Source organism: Pseudomonas sp. G11, assembly GCF_029457515.1.
Taxonomy (GTDB): Bacteria; Pseudomonadota; Gammaproteobacteria; order Pseudomonadales; family Pseudomonadaceae; genus Aquipseudomonas; species Aquipseudomonas gorinensis.
On record NZ_CP120377.1, the window covers coordinates 4,138,661 to 4,159,917 of the forward strand.

At 60.6% G+C, this 21,257-nt stretch carries 16 protein-coding genes; 3 read left to right on the top strand and 13 right to left on the bottom strand.

Annotation, left to right across the window (positions count from 1 at the left end):
• Positions 1-43 precede the first annotated feature (43 nt).
• The 5 genes from P2T68_RS19120 to P2T68_RS19140 all read right to left on the bottom strand — a co-directional run bounded on the left by P2T68_RS19120 (position 44) and on the right by P2T68_RS19140 (position 6,576).
• Positions 44-1,771 (bottom strand): type I secretion system permease/ATPase, encoded by a 1,728-nt coding sequence (locus P2T68_RS19120; protein WP_150294456.1) that lies wholly within the window; start codon positions 1,769-1,771, stop codon positions 44-46.
• A gap of 103 nt (positions 1,772-1,874) precedes the next feature.
• Positions 1,875-2,243, bottom strand: a complete 369-nt coding sequence (locus P2T68_RS19125; RefSeq protein ID WP_024075584.1) for a protease inhibitor Inh/omp19 family protein — start codon at positions 2,241-2,243, stop codon at positions 1,875-1,877.
• A 49-nt stretch (positions 2,244-2,292) separates the two neighbouring features.
• Positions 2,293-3,726, bottom strand: coding sequence for a serralysin family metalloprotease (locus P2T68_RS19130; RefSeq protein ID WP_024075585.1), 1,434 nt, complete (start codon positions 3,724-3,726; stop codon positions 2,293-2,295).
• A gap of 372 nt (positions 3,727-4,098) precedes the next feature.
• Complete coding sequence (locus tag P2T68_RS19135; RefSeq protein ID WP_102625458.1) at positions 4,099-5,202, bottom strand: P1 family peptidase; 1,104 nt, start codon at positions 5,200-5,202, stop codon at positions 4,099-4,101.
• Between the two features lie 9 nt (positions 5,203-5,211).
• The gene (locus P2T68_RS19140; RefSeq protein WP_102625457.1) at positions 5,212-6,576 is read right to left on the bottom strand and encodes an APC family permease; all 1,365 of its coding nucleotides are present in this window, start codon (positions 6,574-6,576) and stop codon (positions 5,212-5,214) included.
• A 200-nt stretch (positions 6,577-6,776) separates the two neighbouring features.
• Between P2T68_RS19140 and P2T68_RS19145 the strand changes: the two genes are divergently transcribed.
• Entirely contained in the window at positions 6,777-7,562 is a 786-nt protein-coding gene (locus P2T68_RS19145; protein ID WP_069076140.1) for a helix-turn-helix transcriptional regulator, read from the top strand.
• 483 nt (positions 7,563-8,045) lie between these two features.
• Here P2T68_RS19145 and P2T68_RS19150 read toward each other — a convergent pair whose 3' ends face one another.
• From P2T68_RS19150 to P2T68_RS19165, 4 genes are read right to left on the bottom strand one after another with little or no spacing between them, the layout of a single operon-like run.
• Positions 8,046-9,125, bottom strand: coding sequence for a polyamine ABC transporter substrate-binding protein (locus P2T68_RS19150; RefSeq protein WP_277378029.1), 1,080 nt, complete (start codon positions 9,123-9,125; stop codon positions 8,046-8,048).
• Positions 9,126-9,185: 60 nt separating this feature from the next.
• A complete protein-coding gene (locus P2T68_RS19155) occupies positions 9,186-9,527 on the bottom strand; it encodes a cupin domain-containing protein (protein WP_193689287.1) in 342 nt (113 codons plus the stop codon).
• A 26-nt stretch (positions 9,528-9,553) separates the two neighbouring features.
• Positions 9,554-10,960 carry an FAD-binding oxidoreductase gene (locus tag P2T68_RS19160; protein WP_193689286.1) on the bottom strand — a complete coding sequence of 469 codons (1,407 nt, stop codon included), beginning with the start codon at positions 10,958-10,960 and terminating at the stop codon, positions 9,554-9,556.
• A 49-nt stretch (positions 10,961-11,009) separates the two neighbouring features.
• The gene (locus tag P2T68_RS19165; RefSeq protein WP_024075592.1) at positions 11,010-11,819 is read right to left on the bottom strand and encodes a helix-turn-helix domain-containing protein; all 810 of its coding nucleotides are present in this window, start codon (positions 11,817-11,819) and stop codon (positions 11,010-11,012) included.
• A 256-nt stretch (positions 11,820-12,075) separates the two neighbouring features.
• Here P2T68_RS19165 and P2T68_RS19170 point away from each other — a divergent pair, with 256 nt between their 5' ends.
• On the top strand, positions 12,076-12,348 hold the full coding sequence (locus P2T68_RS19170) for a DUF1652 domain-containing protein (RefSeq protein ID WP_024075593.1): 273 nt from the start codon (positions 12,076-12,078) through the stop codon (positions 12,346-12,348).
• A 72-nt stretch (positions 12,349-12,420) separates the two neighbouring features.
• Here P2T68_RS19170 and P2T68_RS19175 read toward each other — a convergent pair whose 3' ends face one another.
• Entirely contained in the window at positions 12,421-14,868 is a 2,448-nt protein-coding gene (locus P2T68_RS19175) for a UvrD-helicase domain-containing protein (protein WP_277378030.1), read from the bottom strand.
• A gap of 218 nt (positions 14,869-15,086) precedes the next feature.
• Between P2T68_RS19175 and P2T68_RS19180 the strand changes: the two genes are divergently transcribed.
• A complete protein-coding gene (locus P2T68_RS19180) occupies positions 15,087-15,782 on the top strand; it encodes a pirin family protein (RefSeq protein WP_069076137.1) in 696 nt (231 codons plus the stop codon).
• 480 nt (positions 15,783-16,262) lie between these two features.
• On the opposite strand, the gene pgm is transcribed toward P2T68_RS19180, so the two are convergent.
• The 3 genes from pgm to P2T68_RS19195 form a co-directional block, all read right to left on the bottom strand.
• Positions 16,263-17,906: a phosphoglucomutase (alpha-D-glucose-1,6-bisphosphate-dependent) gene (pgm, locus tag P2T68_RS19185; RefSeq protein ID WP_168232723.1), complete on the bottom strand. Its 1,644-nt coding sequence runs from the start codon at positions 17,904-17,906 to the stop codon at positions 16,263-16,265.
• A 106-nt stretch (positions 17,907-18,012) separates the two neighbouring features.
• Positions 18,013-19,419 (bottom strand): PLP-dependent aminotransferase family protein, encoded by a 1,407-nt coding sequence (locus P2T68_RS19190; RefSeq protein ID WP_277378031.1) that lies wholly within the window; start codon positions 19,417-19,419, stop codon positions 18,013-18,015.
• 36 nt (positions 19,420-19,455) lie between these two features.
• A complete protein-coding gene (locus tag P2T68_RS19195; protein ID WP_277378032.1) occupies positions 19,456-20,871 on the bottom strand; it encodes a hypothetical protein in 1,416 nt (471 codons plus the stop codon).
• Positions 20,872-21,257: the final 386 nt, after the last annotated feature.

Here is a 21,257-nt window from a genome sequence, read left to right on the forward strand (position 1 = left end):
AAACTCACCGTTACCGCGTGTATCCAATCAGGGCGCGTCATCGTTAACGCCCTTCGCGAGCAAGCTCGCTCCTGCCTTGGGGCGGTTGCTCCCTGTGGCCGGACAACGCCCGCAGTACTTCCTGGCTTGGCCCGAATGCCTGCAAACGCCCTTCGTTAAGCACCAGCAACTTGTCAGCCTGGGCCAGCGCCGAGGACCGATGGGTGACCAGGATCACACTGCTGCCCTGGGCCTTCATCTGCACAATGGCGCTGGCCAGGGCGGCTTCGCCGACGGTGTCGAGGTTGGAGTTGGGTTCATCGAGCACAATCAGGCGCGGCTCGCCATACAGTGCACGGGCCAGGGCCACCCGTTGTTTCTGGCCACCGGACAGGCCGCCGCCGTTGTCGCCCAGGACCGTGTCATACCCGTGGGGCAAGCGCAGGATCAATTCATGCACACCGGCTTGTTGCGCAGCCTTCACCACACGCTCGGGGTCGGCATCGCGAAAGCGCGCGATGTTGTCGGCAATGCTGCCGCTGAATAGCTCAATGTCCTGGGGCAAATAGCCGATATGCGGGCCCAGGTCGCCGCGGTCCCAGCGATGGATATCCGCGCCATCCAGGCGCACCGTACCGGCCAGGGTCGGCCACACGCCCACCAGCACGCGGGCCAGGGTCGACTTGCCAGAGCCCGAGGCGCCGAGCACCCCCAGCACGTCACCGGCGCCCAGGTTGAAACTGACTTGATGCAAGGTGGCGATGCGTCGCCCTGGCGGCCCAGCACTGACCTGCTCAAAACTCAACTGGCCCTTGGGTGCGGGCAACGCCATGTGCTCGACTTCAGGCGGGAATTCGCGCAGCAATTCATCCAGGCGCTGATAGGCCAGCTTGGCCGAACTCCATTGCTTCCACACCGCAATCAGCTGGTCGATGGGGCTGAGCACGCGGCCCATCAGGATAGAACCGGCGATCATCATCCCGGCGGTCATGTCCCCGCGGATCACCAGCAGCGCACCCAGGCCCAGCACCAGGGATTGCAGGCACAGGCGCAGGGATTTGCTCACTGAGGTGACCACCGAGCCGGTGTCACTGGCCTGGTTCTGCAAGCCGAGGAACTGCGAGTGCACGGCAAACCAGCGCTGGCGCAGGGCACCGAGCATGCCCATGGCCTGGATGGTCTCGGCGTTGTGTAAATGGCTGGTGGCCAGTTGGGTGGATTGCTGGGAGAAACCACTGGCCTCCCCCAGCGGCTTTTTGGTCAGGTATTCGTTAAGGCACGCTAATGCAATCAGCAACACTGCGCCGGCCGTCGCCAAGACGCCCAACCACACGTTGAACAGGAAGATCACAAACAGGTAGATGGGAAACCACGGCGCATCGAAAAAAGCGAACAGCGCCGGCCCGGTAATGAATTGGCGGATATGGGTCAGGTCGCCCAGGGCTTGCCCGGCATGCCCTTGGCCACGTTGCAGGTTGCGTTCGAACGCGGCTTTATAAACGCGCAAGTTGAAACGTCGTTCTAACTGGCTGCCGATGCGGATCACGATAAAACTGCGGATGACTTCCAGTGTGCCAATAAACGCAAAGAACCCCACGACCATCAGCGTCAACATCACCAGGGTCGTTTCATTCTGGGAAGACAACACGCGGTCATACACTTGCAGCATATAAATGGACGGCACCAGCATCAGCAGGTTAATCAAGGCGGTAAAACAACCCACGCTGATCAAAATGCTCTTGTATTCACCCAGCGCCTTGAATAAGGGCGCAACGCCTTGGGGTTTGGCCATATCTCTTGTTCTTCCCTGAATCAAATTACGCGCATAAGTTGCCCGAGCCCCTGGTCGGGGCCAGTCAACTAATAACATCGAGTGATCGCGTTATAACCCATAACTAAGGGGCGCGTTGCAATACCACTTCCGTTCCGGATGGCGTACGGCCTTTGTATTCGCCTTCCTTCTGGCGATTCAAATGGGTGATCCCGGTGCCTTCGGCATTCATCAGCCAGATACCGTCGGGCGTCGGCGACCAGCTCAGGGGTTTGTCACCCAGCCATTGCGTCACACAAGCCACATCACCGCCCAGGGCATTGGCCGGTTCCAGCAGGTCGAGGGCACACACCTGGTCCTGCTGGTGCAACTGCCAATGCCCGGCCAATTGGGCGCTCGTGGGTAAAACAAGACTGCTCGCCATTGCGTGGGCTCCTGCCGACATGACCATCGCCTGCAACACGCAGGCGATCAAGTTGAAAAAACGCTGCATCTTCACGCTCCATCCAACAGGCGCGGCGCCGAAACGCCGCGCCCTTGTATCACGCGACGATATCGCTGACCGCTGCCTGGCCGACCGTGGTGACGAGGAAGTCCGCCACGCCGTGCCCGGAGAAGTCCACCGCCAAGGTACCCAGGTTGGTGCCCGAGGCATAGGTCAATACCGCATCGCCGGCATGCCCGGTGAACGCGTTGACGAAGGTCAGGCCCGCGCCTTTGGTGATGCCGGACAGGTCGATCTTGTCCGAACCCGAGGTGAAGTCAAAGATCTTGTCCGCCGCCCCAGGCTTGGAATCGGAACTGGCACCGAACACAAACGTGTCGTTGCCGGCGCCGCCCCACAGTTGGTCGGCACCGCCGCCGCCGTAGATGAGGTCGTTGCCGGCCCCGCCCTTGATCACGTTGGCGGCGTTGTTGCCGATGATCAAGTCGTTGCCCGCGCCACCGAAGGCGTTCTCGATGGTCACGCCCTTGGCGATCGAAACGTTACCCACCAGGCCGCCCACATCGGAGAACGAGGCTTCATTGAGGTTGATCTTCTGGTTCTGGGTAAAACCGGAGAAATCCAGGGTGTCGTTGCCACCACCGTCCCATACCGAAAACACCAGTTTGTCGGCGTTGGAGGTGGCGCTGAGGAAGTCACGCCCGGTGTTGGAGTTGAACCCGTAGGTGGTGTCGCCGGCGCGGGTGTTGTAGTTGGCACCGTAGAGCTTCTGGATCGCGGCGATGTCGTCGATCAGCGGGCCGGAGGCATAGGCTTCAACCCCGCCTTTACTGAAGTTCTGGTTGGTGTTGCTTTCGCTCCAGTAGCTCATGAGGCTGTAGCCGCGCGTGTCCTGTCCATAGGTCGCGTCGTTGTAGGTCGGGTTGCCGTTCCCGGCGTTGTAGTCGCCAGGGTGCGCCAGGCCCAGGGTGTGGCCGATCTCGTGGGTCAGGGTCTGCCGGCCGTAGTTGTTCAGGTCCGGGGTCTTGTTCGGCGTGTAGCTGTTGTTGGTCAGGTACCACGACGTGCCGTCATAGCCCGCACCGGTGCCAGGCAGGTAGGCAAAGGCTGCCGCGCCATCCTGGCCGCTGCTGTAGTTGCCGAACGTCATATGCGCGTCACCGCCGCTGGCCTTCTCGGTGAAGGTCACGTTGGCCACGTCCGACCAGGATTGCATGGCCAGGGCGGCCTGGGCTTTCTGCTGGGCGTTGAACTGGCTGAAGCCCGAGATACCGTGTTTGTTCAGGGTGCTCGAGGAGGCCGAGGTCAGGAAGGTGTAGGTCAGGTCGATCTTGCCGTTGCCGTCAACGTCCCGGTACGCGGCGCCGTCGCGCAGCAATTGGGTGGCTGCCTGGTCAACGGTATAGGAGGGTTTGCCATTGATCGTGAGGTTGCCGCCACGGTCATACAAATGGCTGAAGCTATCGATTTGCGAGTAGGCGGTGCTGGCTTGCGCCGCCGACACAATAGCCTTGTCTTTTACTTTTGACATAAACGTACTTCCTTGTTTGCAAGTGCATCAGTTTTTATCGATAGGAACCCCGCGGGCGAGATCGTCCTATCACTCGCCTCTTTTGAAGGCGTATCGAAACTGACACAATTTGAAAACTTTCGTCTACCTCTATTTACACAGTGGAAAAATCATAGAGGAGCAACTTAGAGAAGTCATAAGCCGTGTTTGTTGGGGGCCGATTGCTTTTGTCCGACAAAATAACCAGGGCTGTTATTTAAATATTAAATACGGGTAAAGCCGCTCAAGTAGAGCGGCAAACCCCTTTAAGGGATCCACTGTATTGTCACGGTGTCATTGGCACTATTCATCTAGCCCGTTATTACACTTACATCATTAAGTACATGCCCCCTATTACCGGGACACACTCCAGCCGGCTTTGCCCAATGCCTGTAACAGTGTTTCGCCGTTCAAGCCCGGCACTTGCACACCGTCGTCCGTCGTCATGTCTTCGCCAGCCAGCATGGCGTTGATGATCGCCTCCTCCACTGCCTCCGCCGCCGCGAGGAACAACGGTGAAATATGGTCGTTATTGACCATCTGCAACGCGGTGCTGAACGGCAGGCCCTTGCGCCCGTAATCCGCGGGCGGCAAATCCTGGTTGCCAGTGGCGAAGGCCAGGAACAGGTCGCCGCTGGAGTCCTCGGTACCCCCGCCGGTACGGGCGATGCCAATGGAGGCGCGCTGTGCCAGGCGCTGGCATTGATGCGGCAACAACGGCGCATCGGTGGCCAGGATCACCACAATCGAGCCCATGCCCGGCGTGCCACGCTCGGCAAACGGTGACGGGATGTCCATCAAATGGCGGCCTGCCGGGTAGCCGTCGACCCGCAGTTCCTGGCGCTTGCCGTGGTTAGCCTGCACCAGCACGCCGACGGTCCAGCCACCCTGCTCCACTGGCAAGCGGCGCGACGCCGTGCCGATGCCCCCCTTGAACTCATGGCAGATCATCCCGGTGCCGCCGCCCACAGCGCCCTCCTGTACCGGGCCCGGTTCGGCGTTGTTCACCGCCTCGCGCACATGCGCAGGCTTGATGTGCTGGCCCCAGATATCGTTGAGCAGGCCGTCATAGGTTTCCATCACCACCGGCATGCACCAATACACCGCCGGGTCCGCCAGGCGTTCGCGCTCCAGGGCGATCAACGTATCGCGCACGATGCCGATGCTGTGGGTATTGGTGATCGCCAGCGGCGTCGTCAACAGACCGGCTTCGTTGATCCATTCCAGACCGGTGGCGTCACCGTTGCCGTTTAGCACGTGGTAACCGGCAAAACACGGCTGTTGCCGCGCCTCCCCGGCGCGCGGCTGGATCACGCTGACGCCGGTGCGCACCTGCTTGCCGTCGATGCGGGTCTTGAGCGTACTGTGGCCGACGCGAACGCCGGGAACATCGGTGATGGCATTCAATTCGCCGGGCGTGCCCAGCCCCAACGTAATGCCCAATTGACGTGCACGCATACCCACTCCTTACAATTTCTGAAACGCCGGACTCAGCCGGCCACTGATGCAATACAGGATCACCGACACCGCCAGCAAACCGATGATGATCATGATGTCGCGAACCGAGGACGCCACCAGCAAGGTCACCAGCAGGTACCCCGCGCCCAGCACCGCGAGCAACGCCGGCAGCGGCCACAAAGGCATGCGATAGGGATGCTCGCGGTCGCGCAGCAGCACCCGGCTCATCAGCGCGCTCAAGGCCACCACCAGGTACACCAGCATGATCAGCAGCACGCTGAACGACGTGAGGTCCGCCAGGTTGGAGCTGAAACTCAACAACGCCGAGGGGATCGCCAGGAACAGCGTAGCCAACCACGGCGAGTCCCAGCGTGGATGGATGCGCGTGAACAACTGGTTGATGCGCGGCGTCCACAGCGCATCGCGACCACTGCTGAAGACCACGCGGCCGATCTGGATGACGATGGCGACAATGGCGTTGAACACCGACAGGAAGATCCCCGCGCTGACCAGGCGTGACAGGGTTTCATTGCCGTGGCTGGTGAGCAGGTAGCCGATGGGATCAGGGCTGCTGATCATCGCGCTCAGGGACGGTGCGCCAATCAACAGCGCGGTGATCGGCACAATCTCGATCACCACCACCAGCCCGAGGGACCACAGCACAGCCTTGTGTACGCCCTTGCCGCCGCATTTCATGTCTTCGGCGAGTAACACCGCCGGGCCATAGCCATTGAACGAGAACAGGCCAATGCCCACCGCACCGATCACCAGGGCCCAGGGCGCCAGGTGCAACACACCGTTTTCGACGATCTGCGGCTGGAACAACACACTGGCCGGTTGCACCGGGTGGCCGAAGCCGATAAACACGATGACCAGCAAGGCCGCCACTTCCAACAGCAGGCAGGTGCCGGTGATCCAGGCGTTGAGCTTGATATTGAGGATGCCCAGGGCGTAGCTGCCGACCACGATGACCAGGGCGACGGTTTGCGCGTCGAATTTCGTGCCCAGGGCGTTGTTGAGGTAAGTCGCTGCGCCTGTGGCCAGCACCGGCGGAATAAACAGCAACATCACCAGCACCGTCAGAAACGTCGCGTAGCCGGCCATGCCACCGAATACGCGCTTGGCGTACACGTACTCACCGCCGGCACTGTTGTGCGCCCGACCCAGTTCGGCGTAACAGAAGGCGAACATCAGCGCGAGCAAACCGGCCATCACAAACGCCAGGAACACACCACTGCCCGCCTGCTGGATGGCAAACGGTGCGATGACAAATACGGAACTGGCCGGGGTCACCGCCGAAACGGTGATGGCAACCACATCGAAGACGCTCAGGGTGGGCTTGAGCACGCCGTCTGGCGCGGGAGAAGTACTCATATCGTTATCCTCTGTCGTTGTTTTTGGTGTGAGGCAGAAACGAAAAATGATGATCGTCCGGGATATGTTCCCCGTTGACTGATGGCGACGTTATCGGCTGGAGGCTTGTCAGCCAATTCCCCTATTGGCGTACTCCCCTTGACGACACCCGGTAAAAAGCCGAACCCTTGGCCGATCTTTTGATGGCGGGAGCCTGACTCATGAGCCTGTTCAGGGAAATCGGCATGCATGCGGGGCTGGGGCGCACGCTGGCACACATCGGCACCGAGCGCTTCTGGAAACAGCTGGTGCTGTTGTTGCACCAATGCCTGCCCTTCGATAACGCCCTGGCGATTTTCTACCCCCTGGAGGGCCCGCCCCAGGCGCTGGAGGAGTACGACGCACAGCCCAGCAGCAAGCCGGCGTCGATGCTGGTGTACCTCAATGGCCTGTACCTGCTTGATCCGTTCTTCCAGGCCTGTCGCGAAGGCTACGCCAGTGGGGTGTATCGCCTGGAAGAGGTGGCGCCGGATCATTTTCGCCAGAGTGAATACTTCCTCAATTACTTCCACGACAACGTGCTGGAAGACGAGGTGCAATTTATTCTGCAACTGCCCGGTGCGGGAACGTTGTCGCTGTCGTTGGGCATGCAGCGGCGGTTCAGTGGTGACGAAACCGGGCTGATGACCACCCTGGCGGCATGGGTATTGCCATTGATGCAGCAGCATTGGCAACAAAGCACCCAGCGTGCGCCGGCGATGGACAGCCAGATCAGGGATGCATTGAGCCAGTTCGGCTGCGGCGTGCTCTCGGACCGCGAACTGGAAATCGCCCGCCTGGTGCTGCGTGGGTTCTCCTCCAAGGCCATGGCCGAGCGCCTGAATATCTCGCCGGATACGGTGAAAGTGCACCGTCGGCATTTGTACGCGAAGCTGGACATCTCGTCACAGCCGGAGCTGTTCTCGTTGTTTATCCAGTCGTTGGGGCATGACCTGGAAAACCCGTGAGACCGAGGTTGTACTCAATCCAAATGTGGGGGGGGCCTCAGATAGCTGTGGGTCAGTTGCAGATGCATCAACTGACACCCCCTCATCGGGGGCAAGCCCCCTCCCACATTTTTAATCGAGTACACCAGCACAACTCCCGTTGGTTCCAAGACCGCAAAAGCCAACTGAGGCCTACCTGATGGATGCAGATCAAACTGTGGGAGGGGGCTTGCCCCCGATGGCGGTGGGTCAGCCACACATGCATCAACTGACACGCCCTCATCGGGGGCAAGCCCCCTCCCACATTTTTAACTGAGTACACCAGCCCAACTCCCGTTGGCTCCAAGACCGCAAAAGCCAACTGAGGCCTACCTGATGGATGCAGATCAAACTGTGGGAGGGGGCTTGCCCCCGATGGCGGTGGGTCAGCCACAAATGCATCAACTGACACCCCCTCATCGGGGGCAAATCGAATCGTCGCACTGCCCCTCCCACATTAGTTCTTCAGCGGCCCGTGCGAATGGTGTTCCACACCCGCGTGCGAATCCGGTCGATATTCAGTGGCATGGCCTCCAGCGCGAATAACTTGCCCATCATTTCGTCGCTCGGGTAGATCTTGGTGTCCGCCTTGATCTCAGGGTCTACCAGGCTATCCGCTGCGCTGTTGCCGTTGGCGTAGTGCACCGAGTTGGTGATGTCCGCCATTACCTGGGGTTCCAACAGGTAATTCATGAAGGCGTAGCCGGCTTTTTCATCGGGCGCATCGGCGGGCATGGCCACCATGTCGAACCAGATCGCCGCGCCTTCCTTGGGAATCTGATAACCGATATTCACACCATTCTTGGCTTCCTTGGCCCGGCTTTCGGCTTGCAGCACGTCGCCGGAGAAGCCCACTGCGACGCAGATGTCGCCATTGGCCAGGTCGCCGGTGTACTTCGAAGAGTGGAAGTACGCCACATAAGGCCGCACTTTCATCAACAGCGCCTCGGCTTTCTTATAGTCCTCAGGGTTCTTGCTGTGCGGCGCCAGCCCCAGGTAATTGAGGGCGATCGGCAACAGTTCCGGGCCGTTATCCAGGATTGCCACCCCGCACTTGCTGAGTTTTTCCATGTATTCGGGCTTGAAGATCAGGTCCCAGGAGTTCACCGGCGCGTTGTCACCGAGCACGACCTTGACCTTGTCGATGTTGTAGCCAATGCCAGTGCTGCCCCACAGGTACGGAAAACCGTGGGCGTTGCCGGGGTCGTTGTTTTCCAGGGCCTTGAGCAGTACCGGGTTGAGGTTCTTCCAGTTCGGCAACTGGCTCCTGTCGAGCTTTTTCAACGCGCCACCCTGGATCTGCCGCGCCATGAAGTGGTTGGACGGGAACACCACGTCGTAGCCGGAATTACCCGTCATCAACTTGCCATCGAGGGTCTCGTTGCTGTCATACACGTCGTAGCTGAAACCGATGCCGGTTTGTTTCTGGAAGTTCTTCGTGGTGTCCGGCGCGATGTAGCTCGACCAGTTGTAGATCTTCACCGTTTCGGCGGCCTGGCTGATAGAGGCCACCAACATCAAGGGCAACAGGGCAATGGCTTTCATGGTTCGATTTCCTGGCGGTTTTAGGGCTGTTTTTATGGCAGGCGATCAAGGATCAAAGCGTTACAGGATCAATACGTAGGTTTTGCGCACGGTTTCCTGGATATCCCAGACTCCGGTGCTGTTGGCCGGCAACATCAGTGCATCGCCGGCTTCTATATGCAGGACTTCACCGTCGTCCGGGGTGAAGGTGCAGCGGCCCTGGATAAAGTGACAAAACTCCTGGGATTTGATCTGGCGGCGCCAGCGGCCCGGGGTGCAGGCCCAGATGCCGGTTTCGACGCCATCGCTGCGTTCCACGCTCAAGGTCGACGCCACCGCGATGGGCTCCCCCAGGGGTACGGCGACCGGTGACGAGTCCGGCAGGTGGGTGTTCAGCGCGTCTTTGAATTGAGTAATGCTCATGGGTGTACCTGTGTGAGTGAAACGGCTCATTGCATGAAACCTTCCATGAAGCCCGCCACGCCGGTCGCCAGCTTACGGCGCCAGGGCGCGGTATTGGGGTTGGCCAATACCTGGTCTTCATGGACAAAACTACGAATGATCGCGTTGTAGCCCAGCCACCGGCACGGTTCGGGCTCCCAGGCCCTGAGCGCCTCCAGGCCGCGGTCGCGGATCACCCAGGGTTGATGGGTCAGCGGGGTGTCGCGGCCCAGGATCAAGTCGGCCAGGGTGCGACCACCCAGGTTGGTGGCGCCGACGCCCTCCCCGCCATAACCGCCGGACAGCGCGATACCGGTCTTGTGATCGCACAGCATGTGCGGCTGAAAACGTCGCGACATGCCAAGGTTGCCGCCCCAGGAATGGGTAATCCGCACATTCTTCAACTGCGGGAACAGTTCACCGAACAGATAGCGACGCAGCTCGACTTCGCTGTCGGTCAAATCGAAGTTGTGGCGCAATTTGCCGGCAAACTGATAACCGCCGCGCGCGCCGAACACCAGGCGGTTGTCGGCCGAACGCTGGCCGTAGGTAACCTGCCGGCTGCTCTCGCCGAAGGCCTGGCCGTGATTCAGGCCGATCTCATCCCAGGTGCTGGCGGGCAAGGGTTCGGTCGCGACGATCAGGCTTTGCACCGGCAGCTGATAACGCCCCAGGGGCGGCAACGTCGGTGCGTAGCCCTCGATGGCCGGCACCACCCAGCCGGCGCGCACGCTGGCTTGGGCCGTGCGCAGGCTGCCGGACTGCCAATGGGTCACCGGGCTGTTTTCATAGAGGGTCACCCCCAGGCTTTCAACGACGCGCGCAAGGCCACGTACCAGCTTGGCCGGGTTGATCGTCGCGACATGGGGGGCGTAGATGCCGCCATAAGGCTTGGCGATGCGTATCTGCTCGGCCAGCTGTTGCGGGCTCAACCACCGGTAATCGGCTTCGGTGAGGCCTTGGGCGTAGAGCTTTTCCAGGTAGCGGCGCAGGCTGCCTTCCTGCTCCGGGTAACGCGCCGCGCAATACAGCGCACCGCCCTTGCGGTAGTCACACTCGATGCCTTCGCGGGCCACTACCTGGGCCACTTCATCGGGGATGCCATGCAACAGGTCAAACGCGGCGCGGCGTTGCTGCGGCGCCAGGCCCGCCAGCAGGCGGTCTTCGCCCAACAGGTTGCCCATCAGCCAGCCGCCATTGCGCCCGGACGCACCGAAACCGGCGGTTTGCGCCTCGATGATCGCAATTTTCAGCTCGGGCGCCTGGCGCTTCAGGTAATAGGCGGTCCACAGGCCGGTGTAACCGGCGCCGATGATGGCAACGTTGACGTCCAGGTCATGGACCAGGGGCGGCCGCGCCTGCAGCGGGTCGTCCAGTTGATCCATCCATAAACTGATATTGCGCCATGCCGGCATGCCAGGTTCCCCTACCTCGTTTCGATAGGCTGGATCCTAGAGCGCGGTGTCAGGGGCTGTCTTGCGCGCGTGCACGCAGGGAAATTTGTTTGACGTAGGCCTTCGGCGATTGGCCCGTGTGCTGGCGAAAAGCACTGTAGAACGCCGAGAGCGAATTGAAGCCGGCGGCAAACGCCAGGTCGTCCACTTTGATCGGCGGCGCGGCCTGTTCCAGCGCGACGAGCAAATGCTGGAGCCGCGCCTGGTTGACATAGCGATAGAAGCTTTGCCCCAGCACCTGGTTCAACAGGTAGGAAATCTGATTGCGGCTATAGCCACATTCCTTGGCGACCCGTTGCAGGTCCAGCTCGGGGTCCAGGTAGGGTTGCTGCTGCTGGAAGTATTGCTGCAGGTCATTGGCCATATGCCCCAGTTGCTGAGGTGACAGGCCCAGGCGGCTGACGGTTGGGCGCGTGGCTTGGGGCGTCTGTTCGTGGACCAGCGAAGCGTACTCATTGACCCGCCAGATCAGCCCATCGCGCACGGTGATCGCCTCGCTGGTACGAAAGGACACCAGGCCCTGGCCGCCGCGCAAGGTAATTCGGTACTGGATAAACGCGGTATCGCCATCGGCGCGAATACGGTCCATGTGCTCAATGGCTTCATCCGGGCCGCGGGGCATGCTGGCTTGCAGGTACTCACGCAACTGCGCGTAATCGACGACACGGTTCTGGAAGAAATCGTGGTACTGGATGTGCGGGTGATAGTAGGACATCACCCCGTCCAGGTCCCGATGACGCCAGCATAGGTGGTGACGCAGCACTAACGCCCTCGTGGCTTGGGTGTGCTGGCAATCATCGTCAGGGGCGTTGTCGGGCATGAACGGCTCTGTGGCGGGAAAACCGTGGAGATTGCCGAATTTCGACACAGCCTTCAATGGGCAGCCGCCACTTCAGACTAATGGCCTTTTGCCCAGACTCAAGTACGACATGACCCACGTCAAACAATGGGAAAAGAACCGCCGAACGGATCGAAAAAACTCACATTGTGGGTGTGAACGGATGCTACTTTTAAGCTCTCACGTGCCATGACCAGTGACGGTCCTGGCCCTTGCCGCGAGCTAAAGGAAGCGCTCAATGAACAAGGTGCGCAACATGAGCAAAGTGACGTTCCCCAACGCTTGCCAGCTGATGCGCTGGCATTTTCATCCAATGGGCTTCGAGGGCAGCATGGACGCGCCCGGCAGCATGGTCGCGCGCCTGTTCGATCGGGCCAGCGGCGAGACGTTGATCGCCATCGCCGGCATCCCCTGTGCCACGGTGATGAATGCCGCCGATGTCGAACGCATCATCGAGGCGGTGGAAGATGAACTGGCCTCGTTTGTGCCGCCGCAGTCGCTGAGGGCCTGAGGCCCATCCAGCACACGGCAAACCCCTGTGGGAGGGAGCCAGTCCCCCCCACATCTGAGGTGCATTTACCGGCTAATTGCGTTGATCATCGAAAAACGCTTTCTTGCCATCCACCCGCTCCGACGCCTTGGGCACATTCACCGCTTGGCCCTCGGGTTGTTCCACGTACCAGTAGCAGTGGCTCACCGCCCGGGTGATGCCCACATAGGCCAGGCGCAGTACCTCATCCTTTTGTGCCGTGTCATAGGGCTCGCTGTCACCGTCCTTGCCCAGGCCCGCCATGCGATACACCTGGTTCTTGTAGGGCGAGCTGGTCACGTGCTGGCAATCGCCAAGCAGGAAAACCGTATCCGCCTGCAACCCCTTGGCACTGTGATACGTCAGTTGCTTGAGGCGTCGCGCGGCGCGCGGCAAGCTGGAATCCAGATTAACTACAGACTGAATATGCTCTTGAATCAGTAGCTTATCGCTGCTTTTTCGATACAGCATTAATACCGACTCGCCCTTTTCATAATGCGCCTGCAACTGGCGTCCGAGTGCGGCATCATCCCGCGCCAGCACGGTGACCGGCACCAACGCCCTCGGCGCCCCGCTGGCCTTGGCCCTCTTGCCCGGAATGGCCGGCGCGGCCCGCACGATATGTTCAGCCGCATCAATGATGTGCTGGTGACTGCGGAAGTTCTCGCCGAGCATCACGCGGGTGGTACTCGGTGACGGGAATTCCTGGTTGAACGCCATGAAGTACTTGGGCGAACTGCCGCGCCAGCCGTAGATCGATTGCCAGTCATCGCCCACGCATAGCAACGAGGAATGCTGAGCCGCACGCCCCACGTGCATGGCCGGTCCACGGCTGCGGATTTCTCGCAGGCTGGCACGGATCCAAGACACGATCTGCGGCGATACGTCCTGGAACTCGTCGATCATCAGGTGCGACAACGGCCGCAACAGCGGATCACTCAGCAGCTTGAGGTTTTCCGGGGTGTTTTCGCCGAACAGCGAGAACATCCGGTTATAGGTCATGATCGGTGGCGTCTGGTCCAGCAGGTGATCTTCCAGGGCTTTCCAGAAGATGCTCAAGGCCTCGAAAAACAAGCGGTCCGGATCGTCCTTGGCGAAGCTCATCTGGCCGACAGCGGTGGGCACGTCCAGACCGAGGTTCTCGATAAAGCCCGCCGCCATGACAAAACTGTCCAGCAGCGGTGCCGACGACAACTCACCTTTGACCTTGTAATCAAAGCCGGGCCCGGCGCTGGCATCACCGGCGAGGCTACTCAGAAGTCGCTCGGATGATTGGTAACTATCCAGCCATATCAATGGCTTACGGCAGAAAGCTTGAAACAGCGTGCGCTTCACTGCCCACTCTGCGCGTACCGACAACTTGGCATTGGGGCGGCTGACCTGAGCGTTTTCCCGCGCGTCGAAGCCCAGCACCACCCAGGCATCCAGCTGCGGGATATAGCCATGGCAATGAAACTGCGCACCATTGATCTCAACGGTCTGACGGTTGGGTTCAATGCCTTTGATCGGCCACGCGCCCGCGCGAAACCACAGGTCCTCGATCACATCGCACAGCTCTTCATCGCGCTTGGCTGCCAGCTCGGTCACCGCCATACGCTTTTGTACATCCGGGTGATCGCGCTCCAGCTCCTTGAGCTGCAGACCATGGCGCGCCAGCGGTGCGATCAGCTCGCGGAAACGTGAATGCCGCCCCTGCAACTGGTGATAACAGGCGTTCAACTGATGGCGCTGTGCTGGGTTGATGCGCAGGTCGAACGGGTTACTGTCGGCGTCCTCGACGCTGGCCCCGAGGTTCTCGAATGCCTGCAGCCGCTCGAAGCCCGGCAGGCTGCGCACCATGGGTAGGATGCGCGAATGAAAGGTACGCACCACCGCTTGGGCTTCTTTCATTTCAATAGGTTGGCCCCATAAGCTGAGAATCTCCATCAGCTTTTGAATGAAGTCCTTGCGCGACTCACGGGTAAAGGTCACCACGGTCATCGAGCTCAATTCATAGCCCAGGTAATGGGTGAGCAACAGGATACGCAGCACCAACGAGGTGGATTTTCCCGCGCCGGCGCCGGCAATCACCGAGGTGGACGGCGTGTCGCTGAAGATCATCTTCCACTGGGCAGTGCTGGGTTGGGCATGGGCCGACAGCAATCGCGCCACGTCGGCCTTGATGCGCTTCTTCAACTCGGCGGTGAGGGGCAGGCGCCAATCGTCGAACAGGTTGTCATCCACGCCGGGGGCACGGTGTTCGTCCGGGCGGAAATCACGGATCAACAGGACCTGGCGGCCTTCCTCAAGGCCATCGGCCTTACCCTCGCGATACCCATACTCCACACCCGCCTCATGCCCGCTGCGAAAGCCATCGGCCTGCCCATGCAACCAGGAAAACCGGTGCTGCGCGCGCAGGCGCGTCAAACCGTGGCCGAACAAACGGGCCGCCAGGCGTTTCAGCAGCGGCATTTCAGCCAAAGGGCGAAGTTCTGGGGGCAGTTCAGGCTGTTGTTGCGGCACGCGGACTCCTGGGGTGAGCTTGGCTTTGACGAGTGCGCCATGGTCGCCGGAATCGGCGCGCAGTTCCAGCCAATTGCTTTGCGCTCATGCAGTTAGGCGATGAAGTGAAAGTCAAAACGCCACTAATCAATCGGATTTACAGATAGGAATAAGGCAGTTTTTACGCTTTTTATCGATCATGTGCTCAGGGAAGATAGGCTCATCAATAGGAGACCGTCATGCTTGAACTTCGACCTTTCAACACTCTGGGTGGCGCCCATCATGGTTGGCTTGACGCCCATCATCACTTTTCCTTCGCCGAGTACCACGACCCCAAGCGCATGCACTGGGGCAACCTGCGGGTGTGGAACGATGACATCATCGCCCCAGGTACCGGTTTCCCGCAGCACCCGCACCGCGATATGGAAATCATCACCTATGTGCGTGAGGGGGCCATCAGCCATGCAGACAACCTCGGCAACAAGGGCCGTACCGAAGCCGGCGACGTACAGGTCATGAGCGCGGGCACCGGGATCGCTCACAGCGAATACAACCTGGAAGCCACGCCGACCAAGATTTTCCAAATCTGGATTATCCCGAACGAGGCCGGATTGCCGCCGTCATGGGGGGCCAAACCGTTTCCCAAGGGCGATCGCGAGGGGTTTGTCACGTTGGCCAGCGGCAAGGCCGGTGACAGCGAAAGCCTGCGTATTCGGGCTGATGCACGGCTGGTGGCGGCGACCCTGAAGGCTGGGGAAAGTGCCGAATACCGGCTGGACAGCGGGCGTCGCGCCTACCTGGTACCGGCAACGGGAGTGATTGAGATCAATGGCTTGCGGGCGCAAGCTCGAGATGGTGTAGCGGTAGAGGATGAGCAGGTATTGCGCGTGACCGCGATAGAAGACAGCGAAATCGTGCTGGTCGACCTGGCCTGATCTGACGCCCCGCCTGAATCAAACCTGGGGGGGCAAGCCCCAATGCCCGTCAGTCAAGAGATAGAACGGGCAAATGGCGAGCCTGCTTGTTGTGGCAAGCAGGCTTGTTGTGGCGAGCGGGCTTGCCCCGCGTTGGGGCGCGAAGCGGCCCCAAAACCAGCCAATGAGTTCTGCCTGAAGGAACGCGGCGCCTGGGTCAGGGCTGCTACGCAGCCCAACGCGGGGCAAGCCCTAATGCCGTTCAGTTAAGCGTACATCGCCTTCTGTAGGAGCGAGGGGGACGCCTAGTTCTTGCTCGCGAAAAACGTCAACGATAACGCGTGTTTCCTGAATCAACGCGGCGCCTGTAAGTTTTTCGCGAGCAAGCTCGCTCCTACAAAAAAGCCTTAACTGAACGGCATTAGGGCAAGCCCGCTCGCCACAGTTACAGCGTGCCGCCTTGACTGGCTGGCATTGGGGCTTGCCCCCTCCCACCTGGCGTTATTGAGTAATGGCGCCGTCTACCAGCACCTGCGCCTCTTCCACCAACTGCTTGAGGTGATCTTCGCCAATGAAACTCTCGGCGTAGATCTTGTAGATGTCCTCGGTGCCCGATGGGCGCGCGGCGAACCAGCCGTTTTCGGTCATGACCTTCAAGCCGCCAATCGCCTGGTTGTTGCCGGGTGCATGGCTGAGGATCTGCTGGATGCTTTCCCCGGCCAACTGGGTAGAGGTCACTTGCTGCGGCGACAGCTTGCCCAGCAGGGCTTTCTGCGCCGGCGTGGCCTTGGCGTCGACGCGGATGGCGAAGGGTTCGCCCAGGGCGTCCGTCAGGCCACGGTAGATCTGGCTTGGATCCTGGCCTTTGCGCGAGGTCATTTCTGCCGCGAGCAACGCTGGGATCAGGCCGTCCTTGTCGGTGCTCCACACCGTGCCGTCCTTGCGCAGGAACGACGCGCCGGCGCTTTCTTCGCCGCCAAAGCCCAGCGAGCCGTCGAACAGGCCGTCGGCAAACCACTTGAAGCCCACCGGCACTTCGTACAGGCGACGGCCGATGCGTGCGGCCACGCGATCAATCAAGCCGCTGCTGACCACGGTCTTACCCACGGCGGCGTCGGCGCGCCAGTCAGGCCGATTCTGGAACAGGTAGTCGATGGACACCGCCAGGTAATTGTTCGGCGCCAACAGCCCACCGGACGGGGTGACGATGCCATGGCGATCGTGGTCCGGGTCACACGCGAAGGCCACGTCGAAACGTTCCTTCAGGCCGATCAGGCCCTGCATGGCGTAGCTGGAGGACGGGTCCATGCGAATCTGGCCGTCCCAGTCGACGCTCATGAAGCGGAACGTGGCATCGACCTCGGTGTTCACCACGTCCAGCTTCAGGCGGTAATGCTCGGCGATGGCCGACCAGTAGCGCACCCCTGCTCCGCCCAACGGATCGACACCCAGACGCAGATCGGCACTGCGAATCGCGTCCATGTCGATCACGTTGATCAGGTCGGCCACATAGCTGTTGAGGTAGTCATGGCGATGGGTGGTGTCGGCCTTGAGCGCCTGGGCGTGGGTGATGCGCTTGACCCCGGCCAGTTTGGCGGCCAGCAGTTCGTTGGCCTTGGCTTCGATCCACTTGGTGACGTGGGTATCGGCCGGGCCACCGTTGGGCGGGTTGTACTTGTAGCCACCACTTTGCGGCGGGTTGTGGGACGGGGTAATGACAATCCCGTCGGCCAGGCCATGGGTGCGGCCCCGGTTGTAGCAGATGATCGCGTGGGAAATCGCCGGGGTTGGCGTGTATTCATCGCCTTCGGCCAGCATCACATGGACGCCATTGGCAGCCAGCACTTCCAGGGCGCTGGCACCCGCGGGCGTCGACAGCGCATGGGTGTCCAGGCCGACAAACAGCGGGCCGTCGATGCCTTGGGCTTCGCGGTACAGGCAAATGGCCTGGCTGATGGCGAGTACATGCCATTCGTTGAAGCTCAGGTCGAACGAGCTGCCACGGTGACCGGAAGTGCCAAAGGCCACGCGCTGGGTGGAGATCGCTGCATCAGGCTGGCCGGTGTAATAGGCCGTGACCAGTCGCGGGATATCCACCAGCAACTGGGCTGGCGCCGGCTTGCCCGCAAAAGGACTGATTGTCATGCATAAACCTCAGAGAGATGGATTCGGAAAAAATGACAGTTTACTGAGAGTTGGACTACTGCGCGACGGTATCGATCCTACAAGCCTAAGAGAATTTTTTAACATCCTAGCCGGTCTGTGCCTGCAACAGCGCCTGCGCCAGGGTATCCAGGGCAATGTCCAGGTTGGGCTGCCCATTGAACGTGTGGCTCAGTCGCAGATGCTGGTGATGCAGGCCACTGAGGCTGAACAATTCACCAGGGGCGATCACGACCTGCTGGGCCACTGCACGCTGGAATACCTGGCGCATGTCCACCGCCGCCACCGACTGCAACCAGAAACTGGCCCCGGCGACGGGCATTCGATAGGTCACGCGCCCTTCCAGGCGCATATCCAGGCGTTCGCTCATGGCCGCGGCCTGTTCCCGCAAGCGTTGGCGCAATGCCTCCAGGTGCTGGTCCAGCCGCCCGCTTTGGTACAGGCGCGCAATCGCATGCTGGCGCATCGACGACAGGCGAAACGCGCGCAACAGGAACTGGCGCTGCAACTCGCTGGCCAGATGACGAGACAGCACATACCCGAAGGGCGCCTCCGGGCCGAGCATTTTCTCGAACGACGAGAACACGATCAGCCGCTCAGGGTTGATCAGGTCACGCATTGCTCTCTGGCGTGGCGCGAAGCACAGCTCACCAAAACAATCATTCTCCAGCAACCAACAGCCAGATTGGTCCAACAGGCTCGCCAGTCGTAGCTGATCATAGGCAGGCAAGGCGTGGCCCGAAGGCATGCTGACCACCGACGACAGCAGCACCAGGTGCACCGATTCGTGGCGCAGCCAGTGCTCGAACAACGCCAGGTCCGGGCTGCCATCGGCCTGCCAGGGCCATTCGACGACCCGTACGCCAGCAGCCTGCAACAAGCGCAGGATCAAGTAATCGCAGGGGGATTCGACCACGACCGTCTTACCCTTCAGGCCCAGCACCTCGATCAGGATCTCCAGTACCCCGCGCAGGTCCGCACCGATATAGACGTCATCCGCCTGCCAGCAGCGCGTCGGCGACGAGGTATAACGGGCCGCCAGCGCCGCGCGCAGCTCCCACACCCCGCACGGTTGCGACCAGGGTTGCAGGTGGCGCGGATGCAGGCGCACCAGTTGGCGCTCGAGCGTCAGCAAGACGCTATCCAGCGAGCCCAGCAGCGTCGGCTCATCGCCGCTGAGCACGCTCATCCCCGGTCGCCGCGCGGCGGCATATAAGCGCTCGAGCAGGTCGCCTCCCACCGCCATCAGCGGGTTAGCCGTTACGGGCCAGGCGAAATAGCCCGATTTGGCCACCGAGTAGACCCGGCCCTCCTTTTCCAGCAGCGAGTAGGCGTACTGGATCGTCGAGATCGACACATTCAGGCGCGTCGACAATTGCCGCAGGGACGGCAGTTTGGCCGGGGTATCCAGGCTGACTTCGTTGATAAGGTTGATCATGTAGCGGTACACCGCCTGGTAGGCAAAGTCCGCCTGCCGCTCACCACGCAGGGTCATTGCCACGCACCCGGACCAATACGCCAGCGCACGGACTCAACGCCCGGACAACTGAAAGGCTTGCGCCTCGGCATGCGTACCGCGCCGCACCCGCGCATGCCCGGCCTCCAGGGGCCGCTTGCGGTACAGATGCTGCAACAAGGACAACGGCAAGCCACTGGCGTCAATGACCCACTGCAACAGCATATCGGCGACGGGTTTGCCTTGAAGCGCCTTGTGCAATTCGGGGAGCGCCACCAGCATGCCCGGATGGCATTGGCGCAGGTAACCTTCCAATCGCTCGCCATGGTGAATGAAGGGCGAAAACAGCAGGCAGGTCAATTGGCTCTCATCCAGGCCAAAGAACGCCTGGGCATAGGCCGTTGACAGGGCACGACCGTCCCCCGTCGGCGCTTGCGCGATCAAGTGTTCGGGAATCTGCCGGCTACACATGTAATCCTGCGCCTGCCGGAGAAACGCCTCCACCCCATCCTCATAGGCAAGATCGCGCAGACACTCGGCCTGCAAGCCTCGCAGATGGGCCATCAGCAAAGGGTTCGGGTAAGTGGGATGGCTGAAGTGGACACCGAATGGATCAGGCCTATAGCTCAAAAACTCGGTAAGCAACGGCGCTGTGGCCGGGTTCATGCCATTGAGCAAGTCGGCAATCCCGATATACGCCAGATGGCGGTGCCCACCCCGACCGGGACTTTCCGGGGGCGTGTATTGGTCGCCGTAGAGATCCTGGTAACAGCCGGTGCTCCACTCTTCCATGCAGGCAAACAGACGGTTGAGCGACGAGGGGCTGCCGGGGGGAATGACGACACCCGCCGCCAGCGCGTTCTTTTTCAGCCAGGCCAGGTACTGGCCCTGCTTGCGCGGGGAGTCGCCGCTGACCAAGGCATGCACGCCTGCGTTCCAACTGGTGACGCGCGGGTAGAAATCCGCCAGGGCCAGGTAAGTGTCATTGCACAACGTGGCGCGAACATCCCCGGAGGTCATGTGCCCCACCATCACCCTATTGCGCTGACTTACGGCGGTGCCAGCACTGGAGGGCGGGCGTTGGTGGTTGAAAGGCAGCACTTCCTGATTTTCCACCATCAACAACTCCACCCGGGGGTCGTCATGGAAAAACAACATGCCGTAGCCATGATGCAAGGTATCGAGCGTGGCCTGGGTCATGCCCGTATGCCGCAAGGTGGCAACCCGTAGCTGGAACGTCCCGGGCGCGCGAACGGCGATACTCAGTTGCGCCGCACGCAACAGCGCCAGGGTGTAGCTGCTGACCTCGCCACCCCCATGGGCCACCATGATCTTGTATTGCCCCACTTGCTCCATGCCGCCGGCCGCCACGACGATTCGCTGAATAAGCAATTGAAGTGCTGTACGTTCGGCACGCGTAAAGTGCCCGATTAAACGTTGCAGAACTTGATGATAAACATAGTTCATGGCTTGTTCGTGAATAGAGCTCATCGTTCTACTACCTGAGTTGAAGTATCAGTTTCAAGCAACTATTGAGCATATTTGCTCGACTTATTACATATGTAGACGCGTGGTCCATCGCGCGGTATGACGTTGGATAAACTTTAGCACGCTGCAACAAAGTCCCAGGGCTTGCCAATTACGCACCCGTCGCGCCCTTCTTCCCTGAAACCCTTGTACCAAGGCCCTGATTAGGCCCTAGGAACGCTCTGACAGCGTCCTACACTGGCTTATCCGGAAAACTAAAGAAGTTTCCGACAACTATAATTTATCCGACTAAATGAATTGTTCTTGAAAGAGCGGGCATCGCCTGCCGGGACACCCACGATCTTCCTCATCGGTAACCGTCGAGAAGTTCCAGTTTCATACATTTGAAG